24 protein-coding genes and 1 riboswitch are annotated in these 25,201 nt (G+C 72.1%); of the genes, 12 read left to right on the top strand and 12 right to left on the bottom strand.

Translation table 11 applies throughout. From position 1 onward, the window contains the following. The first annotated feature begins 87 nt into the window (after positions 1–87). The 6 genes from frr to ACIGXE_RS21915 all read left to right on the top strand — a co-directional run bounded on the left by frr (position 88) and on the right by ACIGXE_RS21915 (position 7,286). Positions 88–645 (top strand): ribosome recycling factor, encoded by a 558-nt coding sequence (gene frr, locus ACIGXE_RS21940; protein ID WP_030690629.1) that lies wholly within the window; start codon positions 88–90, stop codon positions 643–645. Then, the gene (locus ACIGXE_RS21935; RefSeq protein WP_399749856.1) at positions 645–1,748 is read left to right on the top strand and encodes a phosphatidate cytidylyltransferase; all 1,104 of its coding nucleotides are present in this window, start codon (positions 645–647) and stop codon (positions 1,746–1,748) included. Before frr ends, ACIGXE_RS21935 begins: the two co-directional genes overlap by 1 nt. A gap of 412 nt (positions 1,749–2,160) precedes the next feature. Beyond that, positions 2,161–3,267 carry a 23S rRNA (adenine(2503)-C(2))-methyltransferase RlmN gene (gene rlmN, locus ACIGXE_RS21930; protein ID WP_399749854.1) on the top strand — a complete coding sequence of 369 codons (1,107 nt, stop codon included), beginning with the start codon at positions 2,161–2,163 and terminating at the stop codon, positions 3,265–3,267. 29 nt (positions 3,268–3,296) lie between these two features. Next, a riboswitch (TPP riboswitch) is annotated at positions 3,297–3,406 on the top strand. A gap of 81 nt (positions 3,407–3,487) precedes the next feature. Beyond that, positions 3,488–4,582, top strand: a complete 1,095-nt coding sequence (locus tag ACIGXE_RS21925; RefSeq protein WP_399749852.1) for a thiamine ABC transporter substrate binding subunit — start codon at positions 3,488–3,490, stop codon at positions 4,580–4,582. Positions 4,583–4,650: 68 nt separating this feature from the next. Further along, a complete protein-coding gene (locus ACIGXE_RS21920; protein WP_399750135.1) occupies positions 4,651–6,264 on the top strand; it encodes an ABC transporter permease in 1,614 nt (537 codons plus the stop codon). Then, complete coding sequence (locus ACIGXE_RS21915) at positions 6,264–7,286, top strand: ABC transporter ATP-binding protein (protein ID WP_399749850.1); 1,023 nt, start codon at positions 6,264–6,266, stop codon at positions 7,284–7,286. Before ACIGXE_RS21920 ends, ACIGXE_RS21915 begins: the two co-directional genes overlap by 1 nt. Before the next feature lie 158 nt (positions 7,287–7,444). Here the strand turns inward: ACIGXE_RS21915 and ACIGXE_RS21910 are convergent, their stop codons facing one another. The 5 genes from ACIGXE_RS21910 to ACIGXE_RS21890 all read right to left on the bottom strand — a co-directional run bounded on the left by ACIGXE_RS21910 (position 7,445) and on the right by ACIGXE_RS21890 (position 12,488). Continuing rightward, positions 7,445–8,557, bottom strand: coding sequence for an LOG family protein (locus ACIGXE_RS21910; RefSeq protein ID WP_399749848.1), 1,113 nt, complete (start codon positions 8,555–8,557; stop codon positions 7,445–7,447). Between the two features lie 44 nt (positions 8,558–8,601). Next, positions 8,602–9,684, bottom strand: coding sequence for a hypothetical protein (locus ACIGXE_RS21905; protein WP_399749846.1), 1,083 nt, complete (start codon positions 9,682–9,684; stop codon positions 8,602–8,604). Beyond that, positions 9,666–10,394, bottom strand: coding sequence for an ABC transporter ATP-binding protein (locus ACIGXE_RS21900; RefSeq protein ID WP_399749844.1), 729 nt, complete (start codon positions 10,392–10,394; stop codon positions 9,666–9,668). Before ACIGXE_RS21900 ends, ACIGXE_RS21905 begins: the two co-directional genes overlap by 19 nt. A 214-nt stretch (positions 10,395–10,608) precedes the next feature. Further along, positions 10,609–11,997 (bottom strand): aspartate aminotransferase family protein, encoded by a 1,389-nt coding sequence (locus ACIGXE_RS21895; protein ID WP_399749842.1) that lies wholly within the window; start codon positions 11,995–11,997, stop codon positions 10,609–10,611. Then, complete coding sequence (locus tag ACIGXE_RS21890; RefSeq protein WP_399749840.1) at positions 11,982–12,488, bottom strand: Lrp/AsnC family transcriptional regulator; 507 nt, start codon at positions 12,486–12,488, stop codon at positions 11,982–11,984. Before ACIGXE_RS21890 ends, ACIGXE_RS21895 begins: the two co-directional genes overlap by 16 nt. Before the next feature lie 191 nt (positions 12,489–12,679). On the opposite strand from ACIGXE_RS21890, the gene ACIGXE_RS21885 reads away from it, so the two are divergent. The 4 genes from ACIGXE_RS21885 to ACIGXE_RS21870 all read left to right on the top strand — a co-directional run bounded on the left by ACIGXE_RS21885 (position 12,680) and on the right by ACIGXE_RS21870 (position 16,553). Further along, the gene (locus ACIGXE_RS21885) at positions 12,680–14,116 is read left to right on the top strand and encodes a gamma-aminobutyraldehyde dehydrogenase (protein ID WP_399749838.1); all 1,437 of its coding nucleotides are present in this window, start codon (positions 12,680–12,682) and stop codon (positions 14,114–14,116) included. Positions 14,117–14,265: 149 nt separating this feature from the next. After that, entirely contained in the window at positions 14,266–15,429 is a 1,164-nt protein-coding gene (locus tag ACIGXE_RS21880; RefSeq protein WP_399749836.1) for an extracellular solute-binding protein, read from the top strand. Between the two features lie 11 nt (positions 15,430–15,440). Then, positions 15,441–15,968, top strand: coding sequence for an HXXEE domain-containing protein (locus ACIGXE_RS21875; RefSeq protein ID WP_399749834.1), 528 nt, complete (start codon positions 15,441–15,443; stop codon positions 15,966–15,968). Between the two features lie 30 nt (positions 15,969–15,998). After that, entirely contained in the window at positions 15,999–16,553 is a 555-nt protein-coding gene (locus ACIGXE_RS21870; protein ID WP_399749832.1) for a hypothetical protein, read from the top strand. On the opposite strand, the gene ACIGXE_RS21865 is transcribed toward ACIGXE_RS21870, so the two are convergent. The 6 genes from ACIGXE_RS21865 to ACIGXE_RS21840 all read right to left on the bottom strand — a co-directional run bounded on the left by ACIGXE_RS21865 (position 16,519) and on the right by ACIGXE_RS21840 (position 22,156). Next, complete coding sequence (locus tag ACIGXE_RS21865) at positions 16,519–17,697, bottom strand: serine hydrolase domain-containing protein (protein WP_399749830.1); 1,179 nt, start codon at positions 17,695–17,697, stop codon at positions 16,519–16,521. The genes ACIGXE_RS21870 and ACIGXE_RS21865 overlap by 35 nt on opposite strands. 96 nt (positions 17,698–17,793) lie before the next feature. Continuing rightward, complete coding sequence (locus ACIGXE_RS21860; RefSeq protein WP_399749827.1) at positions 17,794–18,498, bottom strand: response regulator; 705 nt, start codon at positions 18,496–18,498, stop codon at positions 17,794–17,796. Beyond that, entirely contained in the window at positions 18,495–19,646 is a 1,152-nt protein-coding gene (locus tag ACIGXE_RS21855) for a sensor histidine kinase (protein WP_399749825.1), read from the bottom strand. Before ACIGXE_RS21855 ends, ACIGXE_RS21860 begins: the two co-directional genes overlap by 4 nt. Further along, positions 19,646–20,425 carry an SAM-dependent methyltransferase gene (locus tag ACIGXE_RS21850; RefSeq protein ID WP_399749823.1) on the bottom strand — a complete coding sequence of 260 codons (780 nt, stop codon included), beginning with the start codon at positions 20,423–20,425 and terminating at the stop codon, positions 19,646–19,648. Before ACIGXE_RS21850 ends, ACIGXE_RS21855 begins: the two co-directional genes overlap by 1 nt. Further along, complete coding sequence (locus tag ACIGXE_RS21845; RefSeq protein WP_399749821.1) at positions 20,422–21,111, bottom strand: glycerophosphodiester phosphodiesterase; 690 nt, start codon at positions 21,109–21,111, stop codon at positions 20,422–20,424. The genes ACIGXE_RS21850 and ACIGXE_RS21845 overlap by 4 nt, the downstream gene beginning before the upstream one ends. A gap of 19 nt (positions 21,112–21,130) precedes the next feature. Further along, positions 21,131–22,156, bottom strand: coding sequence for an adenosine deaminase (locus ACIGXE_RS21840; protein WP_399749819.1), 1,026 nt, complete (start codon positions 22,154–22,156; stop codon positions 21,131–21,133). Between the two features lie 75 nt (positions 22,157–22,231). On the opposite strand from ACIGXE_RS21840, the gene ACIGXE_RS21835 reads away from it, so the two are divergent. After that, a complete protein-coding gene (locus tag ACIGXE_RS21835; protein ID WP_399749817.1) occupies positions 22,232–22,876 on the top strand; it encodes a DUF4190 domain-containing protein in 645 nt (214 codons plus the stop codon). 58 nt (positions 22,877–22,934) lie between these two features. On the opposite strand, the gene ACIGXE_RS21830 is transcribed toward ACIGXE_RS21835, so the two are convergent. Continuing rightward, the gene (locus ACIGXE_RS21830) at positions 22,935–23,477 is read right to left on the bottom strand and encodes an NADAR family protein (protein WP_399749815.1); all 543 of its coding nucleotides are present in this window, start codon (positions 23,475–23,477) and stop codon (positions 22,935–22,937) included. Positions 23,478–23,652: 175 nt separating this feature from the next. On the opposite strand from ACIGXE_RS21830, the gene ACIGXE_RS21825 reads away from it, so the two are divergent. Further along, positions 23,653–25,167 (top strand): gamma-aminobutyraldehyde dehydrogenase, encoded by a 1,515-nt coding sequence (locus tag ACIGXE_RS21825; RefSeq protein WP_399749813.1) that lies wholly within the window; start codon positions 23,653–23,655, stop codon positions 25,165–25,167. Positions 25,168–25,201 lie beyond the last annotated feature (34 nt).

Below are 25,201 nucleotides of genomic sequence, written 5' to 3'. Positions count from 1 at the left end.
CGGGAACCGCCCCGCGAGGGGGATGGACAGAGCCCTGCCGGTCGTACACCGTGCAGGACACAACGCGACGACACGCAGGAGCAAGTGGTGATCGAAGAGACCCTCCTCGAGGCCGAGGAGAAGATGGAGAAGGCCGTCGTGGTCGCCAAGGAGGACTTCGCCGCGATCCGCACGGGCCGTGCGCACCCGGCGATGTTCAACAAGATCGTGGCGGACTACTACGGTGCCATCACCCCCATCAACCAGCTGGCGTCGTTCTCGGTGCCGGAGCCGCGCATGGCCGTGGTGACCCCGTTCGACAAGAGCGCGCTGCGCAACATCGAGCAGGCCATCCGCGACTCGGACCTCGGCGTCAACCCGAGCAACGACGGCAACATCATCCGTGTGGTGTTCCCGGAGCTGACCGAGGAGCGCCGCCGCGAGTACATCAAGGTCGCCAAGGGCAAGGCCGAGGACTCCAAGATCTCGATCCGCTCCGTGCGCCGCAAGGCCAAGGAGACCATCGACAAGTTCGTCAAGGACGGCGAGGTCGGCGAGGACGAGGGCCGCCGTGCCGAGAAGGAGCTCGACGACACCACCGCGAAGTACGTGGCGCAGGTGGACGAGCTGCTGAAGCACAAGGAAGCCGAGCTGCTCGAGGTCTGATGAACGACTCTTCCTGGGGGGCCCCGGCCGGAACCGGCTTCGGGGGACCCGACCAGGGGCCTGCCCCGGCGGGTCCCGCCTACGAAGGGCGGCAGGCGGCGCAGACTCGGCCCATGCCCATCGTGTCCGACGTTCCCGCCGGCGACAACCAGGACGATCACGACCGGGGGGCCGCTCAGCCGAGTGGTCCCCTGTTCCGTGACGAGACGCCGCACGAGCACCCGCAGGAGCCCATGTCCAGCCCGTCCCAGCCCGCGCCTTCGCCTCGGCAGAAGCCTCGGCAGAAGAAGAGCGCGGGTCGTGACCTGGGCGCGGCGATAGGGGTCGGCCTGGGGCTCGGCGCCGTCATCATCGCGTCGTTGTTCATCTGGAAGCCCGCGTTCGTCGGTGTCATCGCGGTCGCCGTGGTCGTCGGCCTGTGGGAGCTCACGTCCCGTCTCCAGGAGCGCAAGGGGATCAAGGCTCCGCTGGTGCCGCTCGCGGTCGGTGGCGCGGCGATGGTGGTCGCCGGTTACGTGCGGGGCGCGGAGGGCGCGTGGGTGGCGATGGCGCTCACGGCGCTCGCGGTGCTCGTGTGGCGTATGACGGAGCCGCCCGAGGGCTATCTGAAGGACGTAACGGCGGGTGTCTTCGCCGCGTTCTACGTGCCGTTCCTGGCGACCTTCGTGGCGATGCTGCTGACGGCCGACGACGGTCCGGAGCGGGTGCTGACCTTCCTGGTGCTGACGGTGGTCAGCGACACGGGGGCGTACGCGGTGGGCTGGCGTTTCGGCAAGCACAAGCTGGCGCCGCGGATCAGCCCCGGCAAGACGCGGGAGGGCCTGGTCGGCGCGGTGGCGTTCGCGATGGCGGCGGGTGCGCTGTGCATGGAGTTCCTGATCGACGACGGCAGCTGGTGGCAGGGCCTCCTGCTGGGTCTCGCGGTCGCGGCCAGCGCGACCCTGGGTGACCTGGGCGAGTCGATGATCAAGCGTGATCTCGGCATCAAGGACATGGGCACGCTGCTGCCGGGCCACGGCGGCATCATGGACCGGCTGGACTCGTTGCTGCCGACGGCGCCGGTGGTGTGGCTGCTGCTGGTGGCGTTCGTGGGCAGCGGCTGAGCGGATCTCCCGGTTGCACGGAAGGGCCCCCGGCCCGGCACGTCAGGTGCCGGCCCGGGGGCCCTTTCCCGTTCCGCCCGGCGGGTCAGCGGTCGGGGTTGATCCAGGTTCGAGTGAGTCGCCGATCGGCCGATCCGGCGGGCGCGCCTTTCCCGGAGGCGGGGTCTGCCCGGCGGGGCAGGACGTCGCGCCGTCGGGCGAGCCGCCGCCGGTCGCCAGGGCCTCCGGCTTCGCGGCCCTTGCCGGCCCCTCCCGGTCGGCGGATCGTGGAAAGGGCAGAGCCCGCGGCGGAGTCACCGAGCCGTCTCCGGGCTGTCCGAAGTGACCTGAGACGCGCCCGAGCGGCGGTAACGGACACCTCACAAGCTTCTGCCCCGGCCCACCGGCTTCCGTCTGCGACACTGGTAGCACCATGCCCAAGCCCGGAGAACTCACTTTCGTCGCCCCGCGCGGAGCCAAGCAGCCGCCGCGGCACCTCGCCGACCTCTCGCCCGCCGAGCGCAAGGAGGCGGTCGCCGCGATCGGCGAGAAGCCGTTTCGCGCCAAGCAGCTGTCCACGCACTACTTCGCGCGGTACGCGCACGACCCCGCGGAGTGGACCGACATCCCGGCCGCCTCGCGCGAGAAGCTCGCGGGGGAGCTGCTGCCCGATCTGATGTCGGTGGTGCGGCACGTCTCCTGTGACGACGACACCACCCGCAAGACGCTGTGGCGGCTGCACGACGGCACCCTCGTGGAGTCGGTGCTCATGCGCTACCCGGACCGGGTGACCATGTGCATCTCCTCGCAGGCGGGCTGCGGCATGAACTGTCCGTTCTGCGCCACCGGGCAGGCCGGGCTCGACCGGAACCTGTCGACCGCCGAGATCGTGCACCAGATCGTCGACGGCATGCGTGCCCTGCGGGACGGCGAGGTGCCCGGCGGGCCCGCGCGGCTGTCCAACATCGTCTTCATGGGCATGGGCGAGCCGCTCGCCAACTACAAGCGGGTCGTCGGCGCGATCCGGCGGCTGACGGACCCCGAGCCGGACGGGCTCGGTCTGTCGCAGCGCGGCATCACCGTGTCCACGGTCGGTCTGGTGCCGGCGATGCTGCGGTTCGCCGACGAGGGCTTCAAGTGCCGGCTCGCCGTCTCGCTGCACGCGCCGGACGACGAGCTGCGGGACACGCTGGTGCCGGTGAACACGCGCTGGAAGGTCCGCGAGGTCCTCGACGCGGCCTGGGAGTACGCGGAGAAGTCGGGCCGCCGGATCTCCATCGAGTACGCCCTGATCCGCGACATCAACGACCAGGCCTGGCGCGGGGACCTCCTCGGCCGGCTGCTCAAGGGCAAGCGGGTGCACGTCAACCTGATCCCGCTGAACCCGACGCCCGGCTCCAAGTGGACCGCGTCCCGTCCCGAGGACGAGAAGGCGTTCGTCGAGGCCATCGCCGCCCACGGCGTGCCCGTCACCGTCCGCGACACCCGCGGCCAGGAGATCGACGGCGCCTGTGGACAGCTGGCCGCCGCCGAACGCTGACCTTGTAGTCTGAGCTCGAACACATCTGCATATTCCGACAGGGGAGCGCCACAGCGCTGAGAGTGCGGCACCGTCAGGCCGCAGACCCTCTGAACCTCGCCCAGGTCATTCTGGGTAGGAAGTTCGGTCGTACCTCGAGCTGTTGCGCCCTGCCCGCGTCCGCCGCCCGGACGCGGGCAGGGCCGCGTCTCTTCCTGGTCACACCCAGGAGGAAGTCCACGTGACCACCAAGAAGGCCGCCGCCGCCGCGCTCGTCGCGGCGCTCGGCGTCACCACCCTCGCCGCCTGCGGCGGCGGGAACGGCGGCAAGGACAAGGCCGACGGCGCGTCGCCCGCGCCGAAGACCGTGACCCTGGTCAGCCACGACTCCTTCAACGCCTCCAAGGAGGTGCTGGCGGAGTTCACCCGGCAGACCGGCTTCACGGTCAAGGTCCTCAAGAGCGGCGACGCCGGCGAGGCCGTCAACAAGGAGATCCTGACCAAGGGCTCCCCGCAGGGCGACGTCTTCTTCGGCGTCGACAACACCCTGCTGTCCCGCGCCCTCGACAACGGCATCTTCACGCCGTACGAGGCCAAGGGCCTGGAGCGGGTGCCGGCGGCGCTGCAGCTCGACAAGGAGCACCGGGTCACCCCGATCGACACCGGCGACATCTGCGTCAACTACGACAAGAAGTACTTCGCCGACAAGAAGCTGGCCCCGCCGCAGACCTTCGACGACCTGGCCGAGCCGGCGTACAAGGATCTGCTCGTCGTCGAGAACCCCGAGCGTTCCTCCCCGGGCCTGGGCTTCCTGCTGGGTACGGCCGCGAAGTACGGCGACGCCGGCTGGCCGGACTACTGGAAGAAGCTCAAGGCCAACGGCGTGAAGACCGTCGACAGCTGGGAGCTCGCCTACAACCAGGAGTTCTCCGGGTCGGCCGGCGGCAAGCAGGCCAAGGGCGACCGTCCGCTCGTCGTCTCGTACGCCTCCTCCCCGCCGGTCGAGGTGCTCTACGCGCAGCCGCAGCCCAAGGTGGCCCCGACCGGTGTGTCCACCGGCACCTGCTTCCGGCAGACCGAGTTCGCCGGCCTCCTGAACGGGGCGAAGAACCCCGAGGGCGGCAAGGCGCTGATCGACTTCCTGATCTCCAAGAAGTTCCAGGACGACATGCCGCTGCAGATGTTCGTCAACCCGGTCGCCAACGACGCCACCCTGCCGGAGCTGTTCACCAAGCACGGCGTGGTGATCGACAAGCCGGAGACCATGGCGCCCGACAAGATCGCCCAGAACCGCGACCAGTGGATCGAGCAGTGGACCTCGCTCGTCCTGAAGTAGGCCGGGAAGGCACCCCGGCGGTCCGCGTCCGCGCGGACCGCCGGGGTGCGGTGGCGCGGCCGGCCCTCATGGTGCTGCCGGTCGCGTTCTTCGCGGTCTTCTTCGCCTGGCCCGTCGTCTCGATCGTCGAGCGCGGGCTCAGGCCGGAGGGGCACTGGGAGCTCGGCCGTTTCGGCGAGACGCTGACCCGGCCGGACATCCTCGACGTGCTGTGGTTCACGCTGTGGCAGGCGCTCGCCTCCACGGCGCTGACCCTGCTCGTGGCCCTGCCCGGCGCGTACGTCTTCGCCCGTCTCGACTTCCCCGGGAAGCGGATCCTGCGGGCCGTCGTCACCGTGCCGTTCGTGCTGCCCACGGTCATGGTCGGCACGGCGTTCCTCGCCCTCGTCGGGCGGCGCGGGCTGCTCGACGCGTGGTGGGGCGTGCGGCTCGACACCACGGTGTGGGCCATCCTCATCGCCCATGTCTTCTTCAACTACGCCGTCGTCGTGCGCACCGTCGGCGGCCTGTGGTCCCAGCTCGACCCACGCCAGGAAGAGGCCGCGCGGGTGCTCGGCGCCTCCCGCTGGCGGGCCTGGCGCACGGTGACGCTGCCCGCGCTCGGTCCGGCCGTCGCGGCCGCGGCGCTCATGGTGTTCCTGTTCACCGCGAGCTCCTTCGGCATCGTGCAGATCCTCGGCGGCCCCGCGTACTCCACCCTGGAGACGGAGATCTACCGGCAGACCGCCGACCGGCTCCAGCTGTCCACGGCCGCCGTCCTCACGATGGTGCAGTTCGTCGCGGTCGGCGTGATCCTCGCCGTGCACGCGCGGACCGTACGGCGCCGGGAGACCGCCCTGAAGCTGGTCCCGGCCGAGCGCACCGCCCGCCGGCCGCGCGGCGCCGGTCAGTGGGCGCTCCTCGGGGCCGTGCTGCTGTCGATCGCGCTGCTGATCCTGGCCCCGCTGGGGGTCCTCGTCGAGCGCTCCTTCGCCACCCCGGCCGGCTACGGCCTCGACTACTACCGGGCGCTGCAGCACGTCGACGACAACGGCACCTTCCTCGTGCCGATGACCGACACCATCGTCAACTCCCTCCAGTACGCCCTGGCCGCGACCGCCGTCGCCGTCGTCGTCGGAGGACTCGCCGCCGCGGCCCTCACCCGGCGCGCCGGGCGGCTGGTCCGCGGCTTCGACGCGCTGCTGATGCTGCCGCTCGGGGTGTCCGCCGTCACCGTCGGCTTCGGCTTCCTCATCACCCTCGACGAGCCGCCGCTGGACCTGCGCGCCAGCTGGATCCTCGTCCCTCTCGCGCAGGCGCTGGTCGGCGTCCCCTTCGTCGTGCGGACCATGCTGCCCGTGCTGCGCGCCGTCGACGAACGGCTCCGGGAGGCCGCCGCCGTCCTCGGTGCCTCGCCCTGGCGGGCCTGGCGCGAGGTCGACCTGCCGCTCGTGCGGCGGGCGCTGCTCATCGCCGCCGGCTTCGCCTTCGCCGTGTCCCTCGGCGAGTTCGGGGCGACCGTGTTCATCGCCCGTCCCGACAACCCGACCCTGCCGGTCGCCGTGGCCCGGCTCCTCAACCGGCCCGGCGAGCTCAACTACGGCCAGGCCATGGCCCTTTCGACGATTCTCATGGTGGTGTGCGCGGTGTCCCTGCTGCTGCTCGAACGCCTGCGCACCGACCGCACCTCGGGGGAGTTCTGATGCTGACGCTCGACCGGGCGACCGTACGCTTCGGCGACCGCGCCGTCCTGGACGCGGTGGACCTCGACGTCGCCGACCACGAGATCGTGTGCGTGCTCGGTCCCAGCGGCAGCGGCAAGTCCACCCTGCTGCGGGCGGTCGCCGGACTCCAGCCGCTGTCGGCCGGCCGGGTGCTGCTCGGCGGCGCCGACCAGGGCGGGGTGCCCGTGCACCGGCGCGGGGTCGGCCTCATGTTCCAGGACCACCAGCTCTTCCCGCAGCGGGACGTCGCCGGCAACGTCGCCTTCGGCCTGCGCATGCACGGCGTGCCGAAGGCCGAACAGGGCGCCCGCGTCGAGGAGTTGCTGGACCTCGTCGGCCTGCCCGGGGCCGGCCGCCGGGCCGTCTCGGCCCTCTCCGGCGGGGAGCAGCAGCGCGTCGCCCTGGCCCGGGCGCTCGCGCCCCGCCCCCGGCTGCTGATGCTCGACGAGCCCCTCGGCCAGCTCGACCGCGGCCTGCGGGAGCGCCTCGTCGTCGAACTCCGGCAGTTGTTCGCGCGGTTGGGTACGACGGTGCTGGCCGTCACCCACGACCAGGGCGAGGCCTTCGCCCTCGCCGACCGGGTCGTCGTGATGAACGACGGGCGGATCGCCCAGACCGGCACGCCCCTCGACGTGTGGCGCCGCCCGGCCTCCGAGTTCGTCGCCCGGTTCCTCGGCTTCGACAACGTCGTGCCCGCCACCGTCACCGGCGCCGCCGCCGACACCCCGTGGGGCAAGGTCCCCGTCCCCGACGGCTCCCCCCAGGGCGACCGCCGCCTCCTCGTCCGTCCCGCCGGCGTCCGCCTCGTCACCCCCGGCGAGGGCCTGAGCTGCCGGGTCGAGACCCGCACCTTCCGCGGCGACCACGTGGCCGCCACCCTCCGCCCCGCCGAAGGCCCTCCGCTGGAGGCCGAGTTCGCCCCCAGGGACGCGCCGGAGCAGGGCGCGCGGGTGGACGTCGAGTTCCTCGCGGAGGACGTGGTCGTCCTCGACGCCTCCTAAGGCCTGTCGTCGAACTCCCGTCGTGGCCCGGGGGGATGGCGGGAGTTCGACGACAGGGCCTGGGGCGCGTCCGCGAAGTCCCGCCTGGCTCGCCGGGCGGACGACGTCACTTTCCGGACGCGCCCCAGGCGTGTCCTCCGGATCGTGCCGGGCTCGCCCTAGAGGCCGTCCCTCAGTCGGGCCAAGGCCTCCTGGGCCTCGTCGATCGTGTCGACCAGGGCGATGCGGGCACGCATCGAGCGGTCGGACGCCAGGGCCTGGAGGAGGGGCCAGGCGGGGAGGTGCGTGGTCCAGTGGACGCGGTTCACGAGGACCATCGGGGTGGGGGCGCCGCGGGAGGCGTAGTAGTTCGGGGTCGCGTTGTCGAAGATCTCCTGCACCGTGCCCGCCGCGCCGGGCAGGAAGACCACGCCGGCGGTGGAGCGGGCGAGCAGGCCGTCCTCGCGGGTGGCGTTGGCGAAGTACTTGCCGATGTGGGTCGCGAAGGCGTTCGGGGGCTCGTGGCCGTAGAACCAGGTGGGGATGCCGACCGAGTCGCCGCCGCGCGGCCAGCGGGACCGCACCTCGAAGGCGGCGCGGGCCCAGTCCGTGACCGACGGGGTGAAGGAGGGCGCCTTCGCCAGGAGTTCCAGGGCCTCGTCGAGGGCGGCGTCCGGCAGCGGGGCGGCGTAGGCGCCGAGGTTGGCGGCCTCCATGGCACCCGGGCCGCCGCCGGTCACGACCGTCAGGCCCGAGCGGGTCAGGGACCGGCCGAGCCGCGCGGCGCCCGCGTAGGCGTCGGTGCCGCGGCCCATCCGGTGCCCGCCCATCACGCCGACGACCGGCGCTCCCCGGAGGTGTTCGTCCAGCGCGTCCGAGAGGGCGTCGTCGTGGAGGGCGCGGAGCATCGAGGAGAAGATGTCGCCGTCCGCCCTGGTCCGCCGGAACCAGGCGTAGGCGCGGGCGTCCGGGGTCTCCTCGTACGGGTGCTCCGCGATGCCCTCGAACAGTTCGCCGGGGGAGTAGAGCCGGGCCCGGTACGGGTCGAACGGCAGGTCGGGAACGGGCGGGAAGACCAGCGCCCCGTCCGCGCGCACCTTGGTCGCGGCCTCCGGCTGCATCGCGCAGCCCAGGAAGACGGCGTCGCCGGCCGGGAAGGACAGCAGCGCGAAGGTGCGGTCGGTGAGGTCCACGGACTGGATCCGGAAGCCGGCGAGGGAGGTGCCCGAGCCGAGCGCCGCGTCGAACTCGTCGAGCGAGTGGATCTCCCGGTCGTGCCGCTGCGTCGCCATGCGCCCACGATAGGCGCGCCGACCTCCGGCCGCGTCTGCGTCCGTCAGCCCCGGAGCGGGATCGCCGCCAGGGCGCCCACCACCCAGGTGAGGGGGACGAAGACGGCGAGGAGAACGCCCGCGCGGAGCAGGGCCGTGGTGCGCAGGACGGTGGGCGGGGCGCCGAGGCGGAGGAGGGCCTCGGTGGTGTGGGTGCGGGCCTGCTTCGACTCCAGGGCGGCGGTGAGCAGGGTCGCCGTGGTGCAGCCGACGACGAGGAGCGCGCCCAGCCAGGTCAGCGGGCCGAGGACCGTGCCGCCGTGGAGCGACAGGGCCGCCACGGCGCCGGAGCCGACGGCGCAGACCACGCCGAGCGGGCGGCCGATGCGGCGGGCCTCGTCCATCAGGACCCGGCCCGCGAGGAGGCGTACGGCGCCGGGGCGGATCATCTGGAGCAGGCGGCCGCACCAGTGCGTCAGGCCCGGGCCGGTCATCGCGAGGCCGACGGCGGTGAGGATCCAGCCGGCGAGGACGCCGCCGCCGTCGCCGCGGGCCGTGTACGTCTCCACGGCCAGGCCGAGGGCGACGAGCGCGACGCCCCAGGGCAGGCCGGAGGGCACGCCCGGCTGCTCCTCGCGTGCCTTCCTCGGGCGCAGGGCGAGGCCCGCCGCCGTGCCGCCGGCGACCGGGACGATCGCGAGGAGGGTGAGGGCCGCCGCGAGCGGCACGGGCTGGTCGGCGGCGAGCAGCTCGGCGGCCGCGCCGTCGAAGGGGAGGCCGGTGATGTCACCGCGCAGGTGCAGGTAGAACAGCAGCGCGACGGCGGAGCCGAGGGTGCAGGCGACGGCGGTGGAGGCCGCGGCGATCGCGGTCAGCCGGGCCGGGCCGAGGCCGATCGCGGAGAGGCCGGGGCGCGGCCGGGTGCTGGGGTCGGTGCGGGCCACGGCCACCGCGAACTGCACCGTCGCGGCGAGCGGGAGCACGCACCACAGCAGGCGCAGCACCGCGGCGGGGTCCGCGGGGTGGCCGACGGCGTAGCCGAGGGCGCACAGCAGCAGGAAGCCCACTCCGGCGGCCGCCGCCGCGACGAGGAGGCGGCGGAGCTGCACGACGGGGTGGGTCCCGCGGACTAGACGGAGAGCGAGCACGCGGCGACGCCCTCCGCCCCGGTGGCCGGCGGTACGGAGCCCACCCGGCGTCCGTCGAGGAGCGTGACCGTGCGGTCGGCCAGCGCCGCGACCTCGGCGTCGTGCGTCGCGAGAACCACCGTGATGCGGTGCGAGCGGGCCGCGGCGGTCAGGGTGCGCAGCACCTGCGCGCCGTCGGCGCGGTGCAGGGTGGCGGTCGGCTCGTCGGCGAAGAGCACGGAGGGCGTGGTGACCAGGGCGCGCGCGATGGCGATGCGCTGGCGCTGCGACTGGGTGAGGGCGTGCGGGCGCTTACGGGCGCACGCGCCGATGTCGAGGCGCTCCAGCCATTCGCCGGCGGCGGTCTTGGCCGCCCGGTGGGACACCCCGCGCAGCAGGAGTGGGAGGGCGGCGTTCTCCCAGCCGGTGAGCTCGGGGACGAGCCCCGGCTCGGGGTCGATCCAGCCGAAGCGGTCGCGGCGGAGGCGTTCGCGCTGCGTCCCGGTCAGGGTGTGGACGGGGGCGCTGTTGAACCAGACCTCGCCCTGGTCGGCGACGAGCTGGCCGGAGAGGCAGCGCATGAGCGTGGTCTTGCCGCTGCCGCGGGGGCCGACGAGGGCGAGGATCTCGCCTTCGCGTACGCCGACGGACACGCCGGTCAGTACGTCCGAGCCGCCCAGGGCGCAGCGCAGGGAACGCGCCCAGAGCACGTCGTTGTCCGGTGGGGCCATCGCGTACACCTCGATGTCGAAGCCAGTCCGTGGTCGTTCCCCCGGACGGGGGAACGAATGGGCGGGCCGGTCGGTCACTGGGGTCTTCCCGGCACCGTAAGGATTTCCATCGGTTTGTACGGACAGCACGCGGCCCGGGCCGCCGCCATCCACTCGGATGGCGGCATGCCCGGGCCGGGGTCACGCCGTGAGGGCGGCGTGAGGTCCTACGGGATCAGAGCTTCGTCCAGGCCTCGGTGAGGGTGGCGCGGAGGATCTGCTCGATCTCGTCGAACGTGGACTGGTCCGAGATCAGCGGCGGAGCCAGCTGGATGACCGGGTCGCCACGGTCGTCGGCACGGCAGTACAGGCCGTTGTCGAAGAGCGCCTTGGAGAGGAAGCCGTAGAGCACGCGCTCGGTCTCCTCGTCGTTGAAGGACTCCTTGGTGGCCTTGTCCTTGACGAGCTCGATGCCGTAGAAGAAGCCGTTGCCGCGGACGTCGCCGACGATCGGCAGGTCGTGCAGCTTCTGCAGCGTGGAGAGGAAGTTGCCCTCGTTGTCCAGCACGTGCTGGTTGAGCTTCTCCTTCTCGAAGATGTCGAGGTTGGCGAGGCCCACGGCCGCGGAGACCGGGTGGCCGCCGAAGGTGTAGCCGTGCAGGAAGGTGTTGTCGCCCTTGTAGAACGGCTCGGCGATCCGGTCGGAGACGATGCAGGCACCGATCGGGGAGTAGCCGGACGTCATGCCCTTCGCGCAGGTGATCATGTCCGGCACGTAGCCGAACTTGTCGCAGGCGAAGGTGGTGCCGAGGCGGCCGAAGGCGCAGATGACCTCGTCGGAGACGAGCAGCACGTCGTACTGGTCACAGATCTCGCGGACCCGCTGGAAGTAGCCGGGCGGCGGCGGGAAGCAGCCACCGGCGTTCTGCACCGGCTCCAGGAAGACGGCGGCGACGGTGTCGGGGCCCTCGAAGAGGATCTGCTGCTCGATCTGGTCGGCGGCCCAGCGGCCGAAGGCCTCCGGGTCGTCGCCGAAGAGCGGCGCGCGGTAGATGTTGGTGTTCGGCACCTTGTGCGCGCCGGGGACCAGCGGCTCGAAGGGGGCCTTCAGGCCGGGCAGGCCGGTGATGGACAGGGCGCCCTGCGGGGTGCCGTGGTAGGCGACCGCGCGGGAGATGACCTTGTACTTGGTGGGCTTGCCGATGAGCTTGAAGTACTGCTTGGCGAGCTTCCAGGCGGTCTCGACGGCCTCGCCGCCACCGGTGGTGAAGAAGACCTTGTTGAGGTCGCCGGGGGCCTCGTTGGCGAGGCGCTCGGCCAGCTCGACGGCCTTCGGGTGGGCGTAGGACCACACGGGGAAGAAGGCGAGCTCCTGGGCCTGCTTGGCGGCCGTCTCGGCGAGCTCGGTACGGCCGTGTCCGGCCTGCACCACGAACAGGCCGGCGAGGCCGTCGAGGTACTTCCTGCCCTTGTCGTCGAAGATGTACGTGCCCTCACCGCGGACGATGGTGGGGACGGGGTTGTTCTCGTACGACGACATGCGGGTGAAGTGCATCCACAGGTGGTCGTAGGCGGACTTGGAGAGGTCGCTGCGGGAGTTGCTCACGGCTATCGGGTTCCCCACATATAGGTCTGCTTCTTGAGCTTCAGGTAGACGAAGCTCTCGGTGGAGCGCACCCCGGGGAGGGTGCGGATGCGCTTGTTGATCACATCCAGGAGGTGGTCGTCGTCCTCGCAGACGACTTCCACCATGAGGTCGAACGAGCCCGCGGTCATCACCACGTACTCGCACTCGGCCATGGCCGTCAGAGCGTCCGCGACCGGATCAAGGTCACCCTCGACGTTGATGCCGACCATCGCCTGCCGCCGGAATCCCACGGTGAGCGGGTCGGTGACGGCGACGATCTGCATGACGCCCTGGTCGAGCAGCTTCTGGACGCGCTGTCTCACAGCGGCTTCGGAGAGGCCGACGGCCTTGCCTATCGCCGCGTAGGGACGGCGACCGTCCTCTTGGAGCTGTTCGATGATCGCCAGGGAGACGGCATCGATCGTCGGGGACGAACCGGATGCGGTCCTGGACTCTGTGCTTCGACTGGCCACAACCTCACTGTGCACCGAACCTCGTCCGTCTTGCAACCCCAGAGTGATGAAATTCGTTGTTGAGGCCTTCTGATCTTACTGAATTCGAAGTTCCGGGGGGTCGGGCCTGTTGAAAGCGTCAGTGAACCGATTACCCTGGGGTGTCTCGCCCATCGGGACACCGCACGACGAAGTGCGGAGACAGAACGTGACAGGAGGGGTGGCAAGTGACCACCGAGCTGCGCCGGCTGCGCAACTACATCAACGGGGAGTTCCGGGACGCGGCCGACGGCCGCACGATCGACGTGATCAACCCCGCCACCGGTGAGGTGTACGCCACCTCCCCGCTGTCCGGCCAGGCCGACGTCGACGCCGCCATGGAGGCCGCCGCGGCCGCCTTCCCCGCCTGGCGTGACACCACGCCCGCGGAGCGCCAGAAGGTCCTCCTCAAGATCGCGGACGCCTTCGAGGAGCGCGCCGAGGACCTGATCGCCGCGGAGGTGGAGAACACCGGCAAGCCGGTGGCGCTCACCGCGAGCGAGGAGATCCCGCCGATGGTGGACCAGATCCGCTTCTTCGCGGGTGCCGCCCGGATGCTCGAGGGCAAGTCCGCCGGCGAGTACATGGAGGGCATGACCTCGATCATCCGCCGCGAGCCGGTGGGTGTCTGTGCCCAGGTCGCGCCGTGGAACTACCCGATGATGATGGCCGTGTGGAAGTTCGCCCCGGCCCTCGCCGCGGGCAACACCGTCGTCCTCAAGCCCTCGGACACCACCCCGGCGTCCACCGTGCTGATGGCCGAGATCATCGGCGCGATCGTCCCCAAGGGCGTCTTCAACGTCATCTGCGGCGACCGGGAGACCGGCCGCGCCATGGTCGAGCACCCGACCCCGGCGATGGCCTCGATCACCGGCTCGGTCCGTGCCGGCATGCAGGTCGCGGAGTCGGCGTCCAAGGACGTCAAGCGCGTCCACCTGGAGCTGGGCGGCAAGGCGCCCGTCGTGGTCTTCGAGGACACCGACATCGCCAAGGCCGTCGAGGACATCGCCGTCGCCGGCTACTTCAACGCCGGCCAGGACTGTACCGCCGCCACCCGCGTGCTGGTCCACGAGTCCATCCACGACGAGTTCGTCGCCGCGCTCGCCAAGGCCGCGTCCGAGACCAGGACCGGTCAGCCGGACGACGAGGACGTGCTCTACGGCCCGCTGAACAACGCCAACCAGCTCAACCAGGTCAGCGGCTTCATCGACCGCCTCCCGGCGCACGCCAAGGTGGAGGCCGGTGGCCACCGGGTCGGCGACAAGGGCTACTTCTACGCCCCGACCGTCGTCTCCGGCCTCAAGCAGGACGACGAGATCGTCCAGAACGAGGTCTTCGGCCCGGTCATCACGGTCCAGTCCTTCACCGACGAGGCCCAGGCCCTGGAGTTCGCCAACGGCGTCGAGTACGCCCTGGCCTCCTCCGTCTGGACCAAGGACCACGCCCGCGCGATGCGCATGTCCAAGTCCCTCGACTTCGGCTGTGTGTGGATCAACACCCACATCCCGCTGGTCGCCGAGATGCCGCACGGCGGTTACAAGAAGTCCGGCTACGGCAAGGACCTCTCCGCCTACGGCTTCGAGGACTACACGCGCATCAAGCACGTGATGACCTCCCTGGGCTGACCCGCCCGGCCCGCGGCCCCGGCACCCATGATCGACAGGGTGTCGGGGCCGCGGCGTCCCCGTCGACGGAGCGTCCATTGCCGCACGCCGTGGCCCGCGGTGATGCTGCTCGGGTGACAGCGAGAGCGAGAGTCCCCGCCAGGAAGACCATGTCCCGCCGTGCCCTGCTGCGGGGGATCGGCGGCACCGGCGCCGCGGCCCTGCTCGCCGGCTGCGGGGTGCCCCCCGCGTACGTCGACCCCGGGGACCGGGCCGGTCGCGACCTGTCCGCCCGGGACCGGGTGCTCGACTTCGCCAACTGGCCGCTCTACATCGACACCGACGACGCCGACACGTCCAGGCGCCCCACCCTGGACGCCTTCCGGAAGCGCACCGGCGTGGCCGTGCGCTACACCGAGGAGATCAACGACAACGACGAGTTCTTCGGCAAGATCGGCCCGGCCCTCATGAACCACCAGGAGACCGGCCGGGACCTCGTCGTCGTCAGCGACTGGATGGCCGCCCGCTTCGTCCGCCTCGGCTGGGTGCAGGAGATGGACCGCGCCCGGCAGCCGAACGTCGCCCGCCACCTGGACCCGCTGCTGCGCTCGCCCGCCTTCGACCGCGGCCGGCTGCACTCGGTGCCCTGGCAGTCCGGCATCACCGGCATCGCCTACGACCGCAGGCGGCTCGGCCGGGAGATCCGCTCGACCAAGGAGCTGTGGGCCGACGACCTGCGCGGCCGGGTCACCCTGCTGTCCGGGCTCGACGAGTCCTTCGCCCTGCTCATGCAGGGCAACGGCGTCGACGTCACCCGGTGGACCGCGGACGACTTCCACGCCCTGTGCGAGCAGATCGAGGGGCTCGTACGGAAGCGGCACATCCGCCGCTTCACCGGCAACGACTACATCAAGGACCTGTCGACCGGCGACGTGCTCGCCTGCCAGGCCTACTCGGGCGACGTCGTCCAGCTCCAGGCCGACAACCCGGACATCGAGTTCGTCGTGCCCGAGGAGGGCGCGGAACTGTGGGCCGAGTCCCTCATGATCCCCAACCTGGCCCGGCACAAGACCAGCGCCGAGCGGCTCGTCGACTACTACTACGAGCCCGAGGTCGCCGCCGAACTCGCCAGCTGGGTCAACTACGTGTGCCCCGTGCCGGCCGCCCGCGACGTCCTCGCCGACTCGGGCGACGAGGAGCTCGCCGCGCTCGCCGAGGACCCGCTGATCTTCCCCGACGACGCGATGCGCGCGCGGCTCGCGATCGCCCGGGACGTCACGGCCGAGGAGCGCACCGAGTTCGCCCAGCGCTGGAACTCCCTCGTCGGTCTGTGAGTTGGCACGGTGTGACAGCGACCCTGAACCCCCTCGCCACCTACGGCCTGTTCGCCGCCTGGGCGATCCACGACTGCGAGGAGCTGGCCTTCGGGCCGCGCTGGACGAGGGAGAACCTGCCGCGGCTGCGCGAGCGGTTCCCCGGCGTCCCGGAGGCCGTGTGGAAGGCCGTCGAGGCCGTCGACGAGCGTGAGTTCGCCCTCGCCGTCGGGGCGATGGCGGCGATCGTCGGCTCGGCGGCCGTGGCCGGAGGCCGGTCCGAGGGGCGGTCGGCCTTCTTCCAGGGGGCGTTGAACGGCTTCGGCCTGCACGGCCTGGTGCACCTCGCACAGGCGGCGGCCGTCCGCGGCTGGACCCCGGGCTCGGCCACCTCGCCGCTGGTCGTCATCCCCTTCACCCTCTGGGCGCGGGGGCGGCTGCGGCGGGCCGGGGTGCTGCGGCCCACCCGGGCCCGGGACGTGGCCGTCGGGCTCGCGGTGGCGGCCGGTGCCACGGTCGTCTCGCACGCCGTGGCGCGCACGGTCGCACCCCGGTTTTGAACGCGTTCATGAGGGGCGTACGCTGCCCTCATGAGCGACACGAACGGGCCGAGAGCCCTCCTCAAGCGCATCCGCGTCTGGCTGGTCGTCTTCATCGTCTGTCTGGTGCTCAGCGGGGCCACCGCGTTCCCGCTGGTCACCGAACTCCGCCTGGCCGACGGCGCCCTGAACTCCTGGGCCGCGCCCCTCGCCGACGCCTTCCCCGGACTCGCCGAGTGGATCGCCCGGGTGCGGACCGGGCTCGAAGGGGCCGACGCGCAGGCCCCGTACCTGCTCTACGGCACCGACTGGCTGGCCTTCGCCCACCTCGTCATCGCCGTCGCCTTCCTCGGGCCCTACCGCGAACCGGTGCGCAACATCTGGGTGATCGAGTTCGGCATGATCGCCTGCGTCGGCATCGTCCCCCTCGCCCTGATCTGCGGACCGGTGCGCGGCATCCCCTTCTGGTGGTCGGTGATCGACATGTCCTTCGGCGTCTTCGGCATCCTGCCGCTGCTCGTCGTGCACCGGCTGATCAAGCGCCTCGAAGCGCTGGAGGCCGCGCCGGTGCTCACTTCGACGGCAGGCCGTACGTCGCCAGCATGATCTTCATGGCGACCTTGTTCATGTCCTGGCCCTTGGCGTCCGTGGAGTTGACGCTGTAGACCAGGGTCCGCTCGCCGCGGCGGGTCGAGGCGATGGCCGTGTTGTAGCCCCAGCGGCCGCCCGTCTTGCCCCACACCTCGCGCCCGCCCAGCTTCTTCATCGACAGGCCCACCGAGTACGCGGCCGGGGCGCCGGTCGTGAGGTCCGCGACCTTCGGCAGCGTGAACATCTCCTCCAGGAGCGGTCCGCGCACCACCCGGCCGGCGAACAGCGCCGTCGTGAACCGCTCCAGGTCCGCGGTGGTGGAGATCAGGTCGCCGGCCGCCCAGCCGTCCGTGGTGCCCCACACGCTGACGTCACGCAGACCGGTCGTCCCGTCCTCCAGCCGCATCCACTGGTAGCCGTGGTTGTACCGGCCCTCGATCCGGGGGTTCGCGCCGGGGAGGTACGTGTCGCGCAGGCCGAGCGGCCGCAGCACCCGCGCCGCCACCTGGTGCTCGTACGAGTCGCCCGTGACGCGCTCGACGATCAGGCCGGCGATCGTGTAGCCGATGTTCAGGTAGTGCTGCTTCTCGCCGGGGGCGAACTCGCGCGGCCGCGCGGTCGCCGAGCGCACCAGGTCACGCGGGTCGTACGTGACGAAGCGGCGCGCGTACCACTCCTCGACCGTCTCGCCCGGCAGGTCCGCCGCCGGGATGCCGTGGGTGTGGTCGAGCAGCTGGCGCACCGTGACCCCGCCGTACGCCGCCGGGATCAGCTCCGGCAGGTACGAGCGGGCCGGGCGGTCCAGGTCGATCCGGCCCTCGCCCGCCAGCTGCAGCACGACCGCCGCGGTGAACACCTTGGTCACCGAACCGGCCCGGAAGCGGGCACCGGCGTCCGCCGGCCGCCCGGTCCGCAGGTCGTGGACGCCCGCGCTGCCCTGCCAGACGCCCTCCGAGCCGCCGACCCGGACCAGGGCCGCCGTCGCGTCCTTCGACGGGAGACCGGCCACCGCCGCCTCCAGATCCGCGAACGAGGCCCCGGACGCGGTGGCGGCCGGGGCCGCGACGGGGGCGGCGGCGCCGGCCGGCAGCACCGCCGGGCCCGCGGCGACCCCCAGGACCAGGGCGGCGGCCAGCAGGGTGCGGGTGGTGTTCCTCATGGTCAACTCCGTGGGTGTGAGCCGTTGTTCTCGCTGACTCCATCCTGCTGACCTGCGGCGATCCGCGGATCGCCCGCACCGGCGGTCTTCGCCGGACTAGTTCCTCGCCCACCCGGGGGAGGTGCCCGCGCCGGCGCCTCCCCCGCCCGGGGGACCGCCCGCCGCGACCAGGCCCGTCTCGTAGGCGCAGATCACCGCCTGGATCCGGTCGCGCAGCCCCAGCTTGGCGAGCACCTTCCCCACATGTGTCTTCACGGTGTGGTCGCTCACCACGAGCTCCGCGGCGATCTCCGCGTTCGACAGGCCCCGCGCGAGCAGCAGCAGCGTCTCCCGCTCCCGCGCCGTCAGCACGTCCAGGCGCGGATCGGCCCGCCGCGGACCGCCCGAGGTGTACTGCTCCACGAGCCGCCGCGCCACCGACGGGGCGAGCAGCGCCTCGCCCTCCGCCACCACCCGCACCGCGTGCACCAGGTCGTCCCGGCGCACGTCCTTCAGGAGGAAGCCGCTGGCGCCCGCGTGCAGCGCCTCGTACACGTACTCGTCCGAGTCGAAGGTCGTCAGCATCACCGTCCGGCACGAGGACTCCGCGGAGATGATCCGGCACGCCTCGATCCCGTCCATCCGGGGCATCCGGATGTCCAGGAGCGCCACGTCGGGCCGGTGCCGGCGCACCGCCTCCACCGCCTCCGCGCCGTCCGCGGCCTCCGCGACCACCTCGATGTCCGCCTGGACGTCCAGGATCAGCGCGAAACCGCTGCGCACCAGCTCCTGGTCGTCCGCCACCACCACGCGCAGCGTCATCCCCGCACCTCCCGCTCGTCCAGCGGGAGCACCGCCCGCAGTTCGAAACCTCGCCCGCCCGGGCCGGGCCCGGCCGAGGCCGTGCCGCCGTGGGCGGCCGCGCGCTCACGCACCCCGACCAGGCCGTGGCCGCCGGAGCCGCCGGGCCGCGGCCCGCGCCCGTCGTCCGTCACCCGTACCTCCACCTCGCCCTTCCGGTAGCCGAGGCGCACCGACACCGAGCCGGCCCGCGCGTGCCTGACCACGTTCGTCAGCGCCTCCTGCACGATCCGGAAGACGGTCGCCCCCGTCGCCGCGGGCAGCGGCCGCACGGCGCCCTCCGTCGTGTACCGCACGTCGAGCCCGCCGCCCCGCACCCGCTCGACGAGCCCGGGCAGTTCCCCGATGCCCGGCTGCGGGTCCCGGGGCGCGTCGGACGTGCCCTCGTCCCGCAACAGGCCCAGCATCCGGCGCAGTTGCACCATGGCGTCCCGGCCCGTCGCGGAGATCGCCTCGAACGCGGCCTCCGCCCGCTCGGGCGCCGCCCGCACGGCCAGTGGACCCGCCTCCGCCTGCACGATCATCAGGCTCACCGCGTGCGACAGGATGTCGTGCATCTCCCGGGCGATCCGGGCCCGTTCGCGGGACGCCGCCTGCTCCGCCTCGATCCGGTGCGCCGTCTGGCGGGCGTCCGTGAGCCGTCCGAAGGCGTACGCGGCGCCGAAGACGAAGAGGGAGAAGGCCAGTTCCCGTGCCGACCGGGTGTTGAGCCAGACCGAGACCGGCACCGCGACCAGCATCAGCAGACCGGTCACCAGCCGCTTCCACGCCGACGACAGCACGGCGATCGTGTAGACGCTCACCAGGCCCGGGTACGGCAGCGGCTGACCCGGCCCCTCCAGGGCGAGCCGGTACAGCGCACTGGCCGCCAGGATCGCGAGCAGCACCGCCATCGGCGCCCGCCGCCGCCACACCAGCGGCACCACCATGAGCGTGGTGAGCCCGTACGCCGGCCAGGTCGCGGGCTCCAGCTCCGGCGGCCGCGGCACCACGAACGGGATGGTCATGGCCGCCTGCACGAGCAGCGCGAGCCCGATGTCCACGGCCCACGGATTGGCCGCGGCCCAGCCGCGGATCTCCTGGATCCGCTCTCTCCCCCCGGCGCCCATTACGGCTTGCGGCCCACCGCGCCGAACTGCGCCACCTCGGCCGCCTCCGGGGCGCGCCAGCGCGCGCACGACACGATGCCCGGCTCCAGGACGTCGAGCCCCTCCAGGAAGCCGGCGAACTCCGCCCGGCCGCGCGCCGTGATCGGCGGCGTCGCGTGGGCGTTCCAGAACTCCATGGCCGCCACGTTCGCCTCCCCGCCCAGGTCGGCGTCGTAGGTCGGGTGGGTCAGCACCAGGTGGCTGCCCGACGGGACCGCGTCCATCAGGGTCCGTACGATCGCCCGGGCCTCGTCGGTGTCCAGGACGAAGTTGAGGATGCCCAGCATCAGGACCGCCACCGGGCGCGTGAGGTCGAGCGTCCTGGCGGCCGCCGCCAGGATCTTCTCCGGGTCGCGGGCGTCGGCGTCCACGTACTCCGTGGCGCCCTCCGCCGAGCCGGTGAGCAGGGCCCGGGCGTGGGTCAGGACGATGGGGTCGTTGTCCACGTAGACGATCCGCGCGTCCGGCGCGATCCGCTGCGCCACCTCGTGGGTGTTGTCGGCCGTCGGCAGCCCCGTGCCGATGTCCAGGAACTGACGCAGCCCCGCCTCGGCCGTCAGATGGGTCACCGCCCGGCCCAGGAAGGCCCGGTCCGCGCGGGCCACCGCACCGATGCTCGGATGGAACGACGTCACCTGGTCGCCGACGGCCCGGTCCACCGGGTAGTAGTCCTTGCCGCCCAGCCAGTAGTTCCACACACGGGCGTTGTGCGCGATGTCGGTGCGGATCCTGTCGGTCATGCGCGGACCTTTCGCAGTACGGCGGTCAGCGCGTCGACCCGGTTGGTCGTGATCGAGTCGACGCCGTTCCTGATCAGCTTACGCATGGTGCGTTTCGTGTCCGGGGTCCAGACCGAGACCAGCAGGCCGTCCCGGTGCACCCGCTCCACCAGCTGCCGACTCGCCAGCCCGAAGCGGTAGTTGAGCCACCGCGGCCGCACCGCGTCGAGCAGGACGGGGCGGGGCGGGGCCACGCTGTTCCAGGTCAGCGCGATCTCCGCGGACGGGTCCGCCGCCCGCACGTGCAGCATGGCCGTGCCCCCCGCGCAGTAGTAGACGCGCTCGCCCGCGCCGCACTCGCGGACCGTGCCCACGACCGTGCGGACCGACTCCGCGTTCCCGCCCGGCAGATCCAGCATCAGGCGCTTCGTGCCGACGGCCATCAGGGTCTCGCGCAGGGTCGGCACCCCGCCGTCGGTCAGCTCCGCCAGCTGCGACACCGTGAGCGAGGTGAGCGGCCGGTCGTGGCCCCACAGGCGTTTCAGGGTGTCGTCGTGCAGCAGGACCGGGACGCCGTCCTTGGTGAGCCGGACGTCGACCTCCACCGCGTCCGCGCCCTGCGCGATCGCCGACAGGACCGAGGAGAGGGTGTTCTCGCGGAGGCGGTAGGGGTCGCCGCGGTGGGCTACGACAGTCAGAGGGGCCATGCCCTCATTCTGCTGAGGATCAGCGCGCCAGCCACTGCTCCGTGTACGTGTCGATCTCCTCGGTGATCCGCGCCTTGCCGGCCTCGTCCAGGAAGGAGGCCTCGACCGCGTTCTTCGCGAGGGCGGCCAGGCCGCGCTCGTCCAGGTCCAGGAGCCGGGCGGCGACCGCGTACTCGTTGTTCAGGTCCGAGCCGAACATCGGCGGGTCGTCGCTGTTGATCGTCACCAGCACGCCGGCCTCCACCATCTGCTTGAGCGGGTGGTCCTCCAGGCGCTCCACCGCGCGGGTGGCGATGTTCGAGGTCGGGCAGACCTCCAGGGCGATCCGGTGCTCGGCCAGGTGCTTCAGGAGCTCCGGATCCTGGACCGAGCTGGTGCCGTGACCGATGCGCTCCGCGCCCAGGTCGTTCAGGGCGTCCCAGATCGTCTGCGGGCCCGTGGTCTCGCCCGCGTGCGGGACGGAGCGCAGGCCGGCCGCGCGCGCCCGGTCGAAGTACGGCTTGAACTGGGGGCGCGGCACACCGATCTCCGGGCCGCCGAGGCCGAACGAGACCAGGCCCTCCGGGCGCAGGTCGACCGCCAGGCGCGCGGTCTCCTCCGCGGCCTCCAGACCCGCCTCGCCGGGGATGTCGAAGCACCAGCGGAGGATCACGCCGAGCTCGTTCTCCGCCGCCACGCGGGCATCCTCGATGGCCGCCATGAAGGCGTGCTCGTCGATGCCGCGACGCGTGGAGCTGTACGGGGTGACGGTCAGCTCCGCGTAGCGGATGTTCTGCCGGGCCATGTCCCGCGCGACCTCGTACGTCAGCAGCCGCACGTCCTCCGGGGTGCGGACCAGGTCCACGACGGAGAGGTAGACCTCGATGAAGTGCGCGAAGTCGGTGAAGGTGAAGTAGTCGGCGAGGGCCTCGGGGTCCGTCGGGACCTTGGAGTCCGGGTGCCGGGCGGCGAGCTCGGAGACGATCCGGGGCGAGGCGGAGCCCACGTGATGGACGTGCAACTCGGCCTTGGGAAGCCCGGCGATGAAGGAATGCAGGTCGGTCATCACGTCATCGTAGGCCGGGACCTTCCCCCGTAAGAGCGAGGTCGTAGCATGGCGTGACCACGATGGGGGAGGCCCATGTCCGAGAACAACGACCAGCCGGTGGACCCGTGGGCGCCGCCGAACCAGGACGGCGTCGAACTGAGCAAGTCCGCTGACACCCCCGGCGCGGCCGTGCCGCCGCCGGTGCACAACCAGCCGACCGTGGCCTCGATGCCGGGCGCCGACCTCCCGCCGCCGCCGGCGGCACCGGGGGGCGGCTTCGGCCAGCCGGCCGCGCCGCAGCAGCCGGGCTACGGGTATCCGGCGCCGGCGCCCGCGTACCCGGGCCCGGGATACGGGGCGGGCTATCCCGGCGGCTACGGCCAGCCGGGCTGGGCGCCGGGCCCGTCGAACGGCATGGGCACCGCGGCGATGGTGCTCGGCATCCTGGCCGTGGTCCTCGCCTTCTGCAGCTACGGCGTCCTCGGCCTGATCCTGGGCGGCGTGGCGCTGGGCCTCGGCATAGCGGCGAAGAAGAAGTCCGACCGGGGCGAGGCCACGAACCGGGGCCAGGCCATCGCGGGCATCACGCTCGGCTCGATCGGCCTCGTGCTCGGCGTGGCCGGCATCGCGCTGATCGTCTACCTGGTCGCCCACGCCGACGAGTGGGACAAGGGCGGGTCCTCCTCCGACGAGGACCCCTGGTCCACCAGCCTGACCGTGGCCTCCGCGCCGCGCTGACCGCGGAAGGCACCACGCCCGGCCGGCATCGTGCCGCCCGGGCGTGGTCCCGTCCGGCTCACCGCAGCCTCTTCCGCGCCTCCATCAGCGCGAAGCCCAGCAGGTTCAGGCCCCGCCAGCGGTCGGGGTCCCTTGCCTCCGGTGCGTCCGCCGCCAGGCCGATGCCCCAGATCCGGTCGACGGGACTCGCCTCCACCAGGACCCGGGAGCCGGTGCCGAGCAGATAGCCGCGCAGGGCGTCGTCCGAGGCGAACTTGTGCACGCTGCCGGCCACGACGACGTCGTAGCGCCGCTCCGTCCACCGGCCCTCGTCGAATCCGCGGACCAGGCGGCCGGCCGCCTTCGCCGCCGCGGGCGACCGCGCGGACAGCGCCGCCGCCTCCGCCTCCGCGTCGCCGAAGAGCCGCGCCTTCTCGGCCATCATCCAGTGCTCGGCCGTCGCGTACCGCACCCCCTCCACCACGAAGGGTGAGGGCCACCACTGGCTGAGACAGCTCGCCGAGAGCCGCCCGTCCGGGTGCGGACGATGGCCCCAGAAGTGCAGCCATTTCACCCTCTTCCCGGCCCTGACCTGCTGCTTCAACTCCTCGAGATCCGTCATGCACGCCAGCTTCGCACCCGCCACGGACACTCCGTACGCCAATTTCCCGCCGCCCTCGACACATGGTCGACCGATTCCGTCGCGTAACCAAAAGGCAACAACGGAATCACTTGTTGGACGTGGTGGCCTCTGTCAGGATCGGCACTCAACTCGAGCTGGAACAACGGAGAGCGTCATGGGCAACCGCTTCCAGGTGTCGGACCGCTTCGCGGACGGCGCGCAGTACATCGGGGGGCGGCTCCGCCCCGGAACCTCGGAGGACCGGCACAGCGTCGTCGACCCGGCGACGGGCGAGAGCGTCCACACCTACACGCTGGCCTCCACGGACGATGTCGACGCGGCGGTCGCCGCCGCCAAGGAGGCGTTCCCCGGCTGGGCGGGCGCCACCCCCGGCGAGCGGTCCGAGGCGCTGCACCGGTTCGCCGGCGTGCTGGCCGAGCGGGCGGAGGACTTCGCCCGGGTGGAGTCCCTCCAGTGCGGCAAGCCCATCAAGCTGACGACCGAGTTCGACGTGCCGGGCACCGTGGACAACACCGCCTTCTTCGCGGGCGCCGCCCGGCACCTGCAGGGGCAGTCGGCAGGCGAGTACAGCGGCGACCACACCTCCTACGTCCGGCGCGAGGCGATCGGCGTGGTCGGCTCCATCGCGCCGTGGAACTACCCGCTGCAGATGGCGGCCTGGAAGATCCTCCCGGCGATCGCCGCGGGCAACACCGTCGTCCTCAAGCCGGCCGAGCTGACGCCGCTGACCTCGCTGATGTTCGCGCAGGCCGCGGCCGACGCCGGCATCCCCGACGGGGTGGTCAACGTGGTCACCGGCGCCGGCCGGGTCGCCGGCGAGCACCTGGTGGGCCACCCGGACGTCGGCATGACCTCGTTCACCGGGTCCACGCCGGTCGGCAAGCGGGTCGCGGAGATCGCGACCTCCACCGTGAAGCGGCTCCACCTGGAGCTGGGCGGCAAGGCGCCGTTCGTCGTCTTCGACGACGCCGACCTGGAGGCCGCCGCCCACGGCGCCGTCGCCGCCTCGCTCATCAACAGCGGGCAGGACTGCACCGCCGCGACCCGGGCCTACGTGCAGCGGCCGCTGTTCGACGCCTTCGTGGCACGGGTCGCCGAGCTCATGGAGACGGTCCGGCTCGGAGACCCGTTCGACCCGGCCACCGACCTCGGCCCCCTCATCAGCCACGCCCAGCGCGACCGGGTGGCCGGCTTCGTGGAGCGGGCCCGCGGCTACGCCACCGTCGTCACCGGCGGCGAAGCCCCTGGTGGCGAGCTCAAGAACGGCGCATACTATCGGCCCACCCTGATCACCGGCGCCCCGCAGGACAGCGAGGTCGTGCAGTCGGAGATCTTCGGACCGGTCCTGGTGGCCCTGCCCTTCGACGGCGACGACGAGGGCATCCGGCTCGCCAACGACACCCCGTACGGGCTCGCCGCCTCCGCCTGGAGCCGTGACGTCTACCGGGCGAACAGGGCCACCCGCGAGATCAAGGCCGGTTGCGTCTGGGTCAACGACCACATCCCGATCATCAGCGAGATGCCGCACGGGGGCTACAAGGCCTCCGGCTTCGGAAAGGACATGTCGGCGTACTCCTTCGAGGAGTACACCCAGGTCAAGCACGTGATGTACGACAACACGGCGGTGCCCGCCAAGGACTGGCACCGCACGATCTTCGGGGACCGATAGCAGCCAGCCGTCCGACCAGCGGCGAACCCATCCC

It is taken from the genome of Streptomyces sp. NPDC053431, assembly GCF_044544925.1.
Taxonomy (GTDB): Bacteria; Actinomycetota; Actinomycetes; order Streptomycetales; family Streptomycetaceae; genus Streptomyces.
This window is presented reverse-complemented; position numbering and strand designations above follow the sequence as displayed.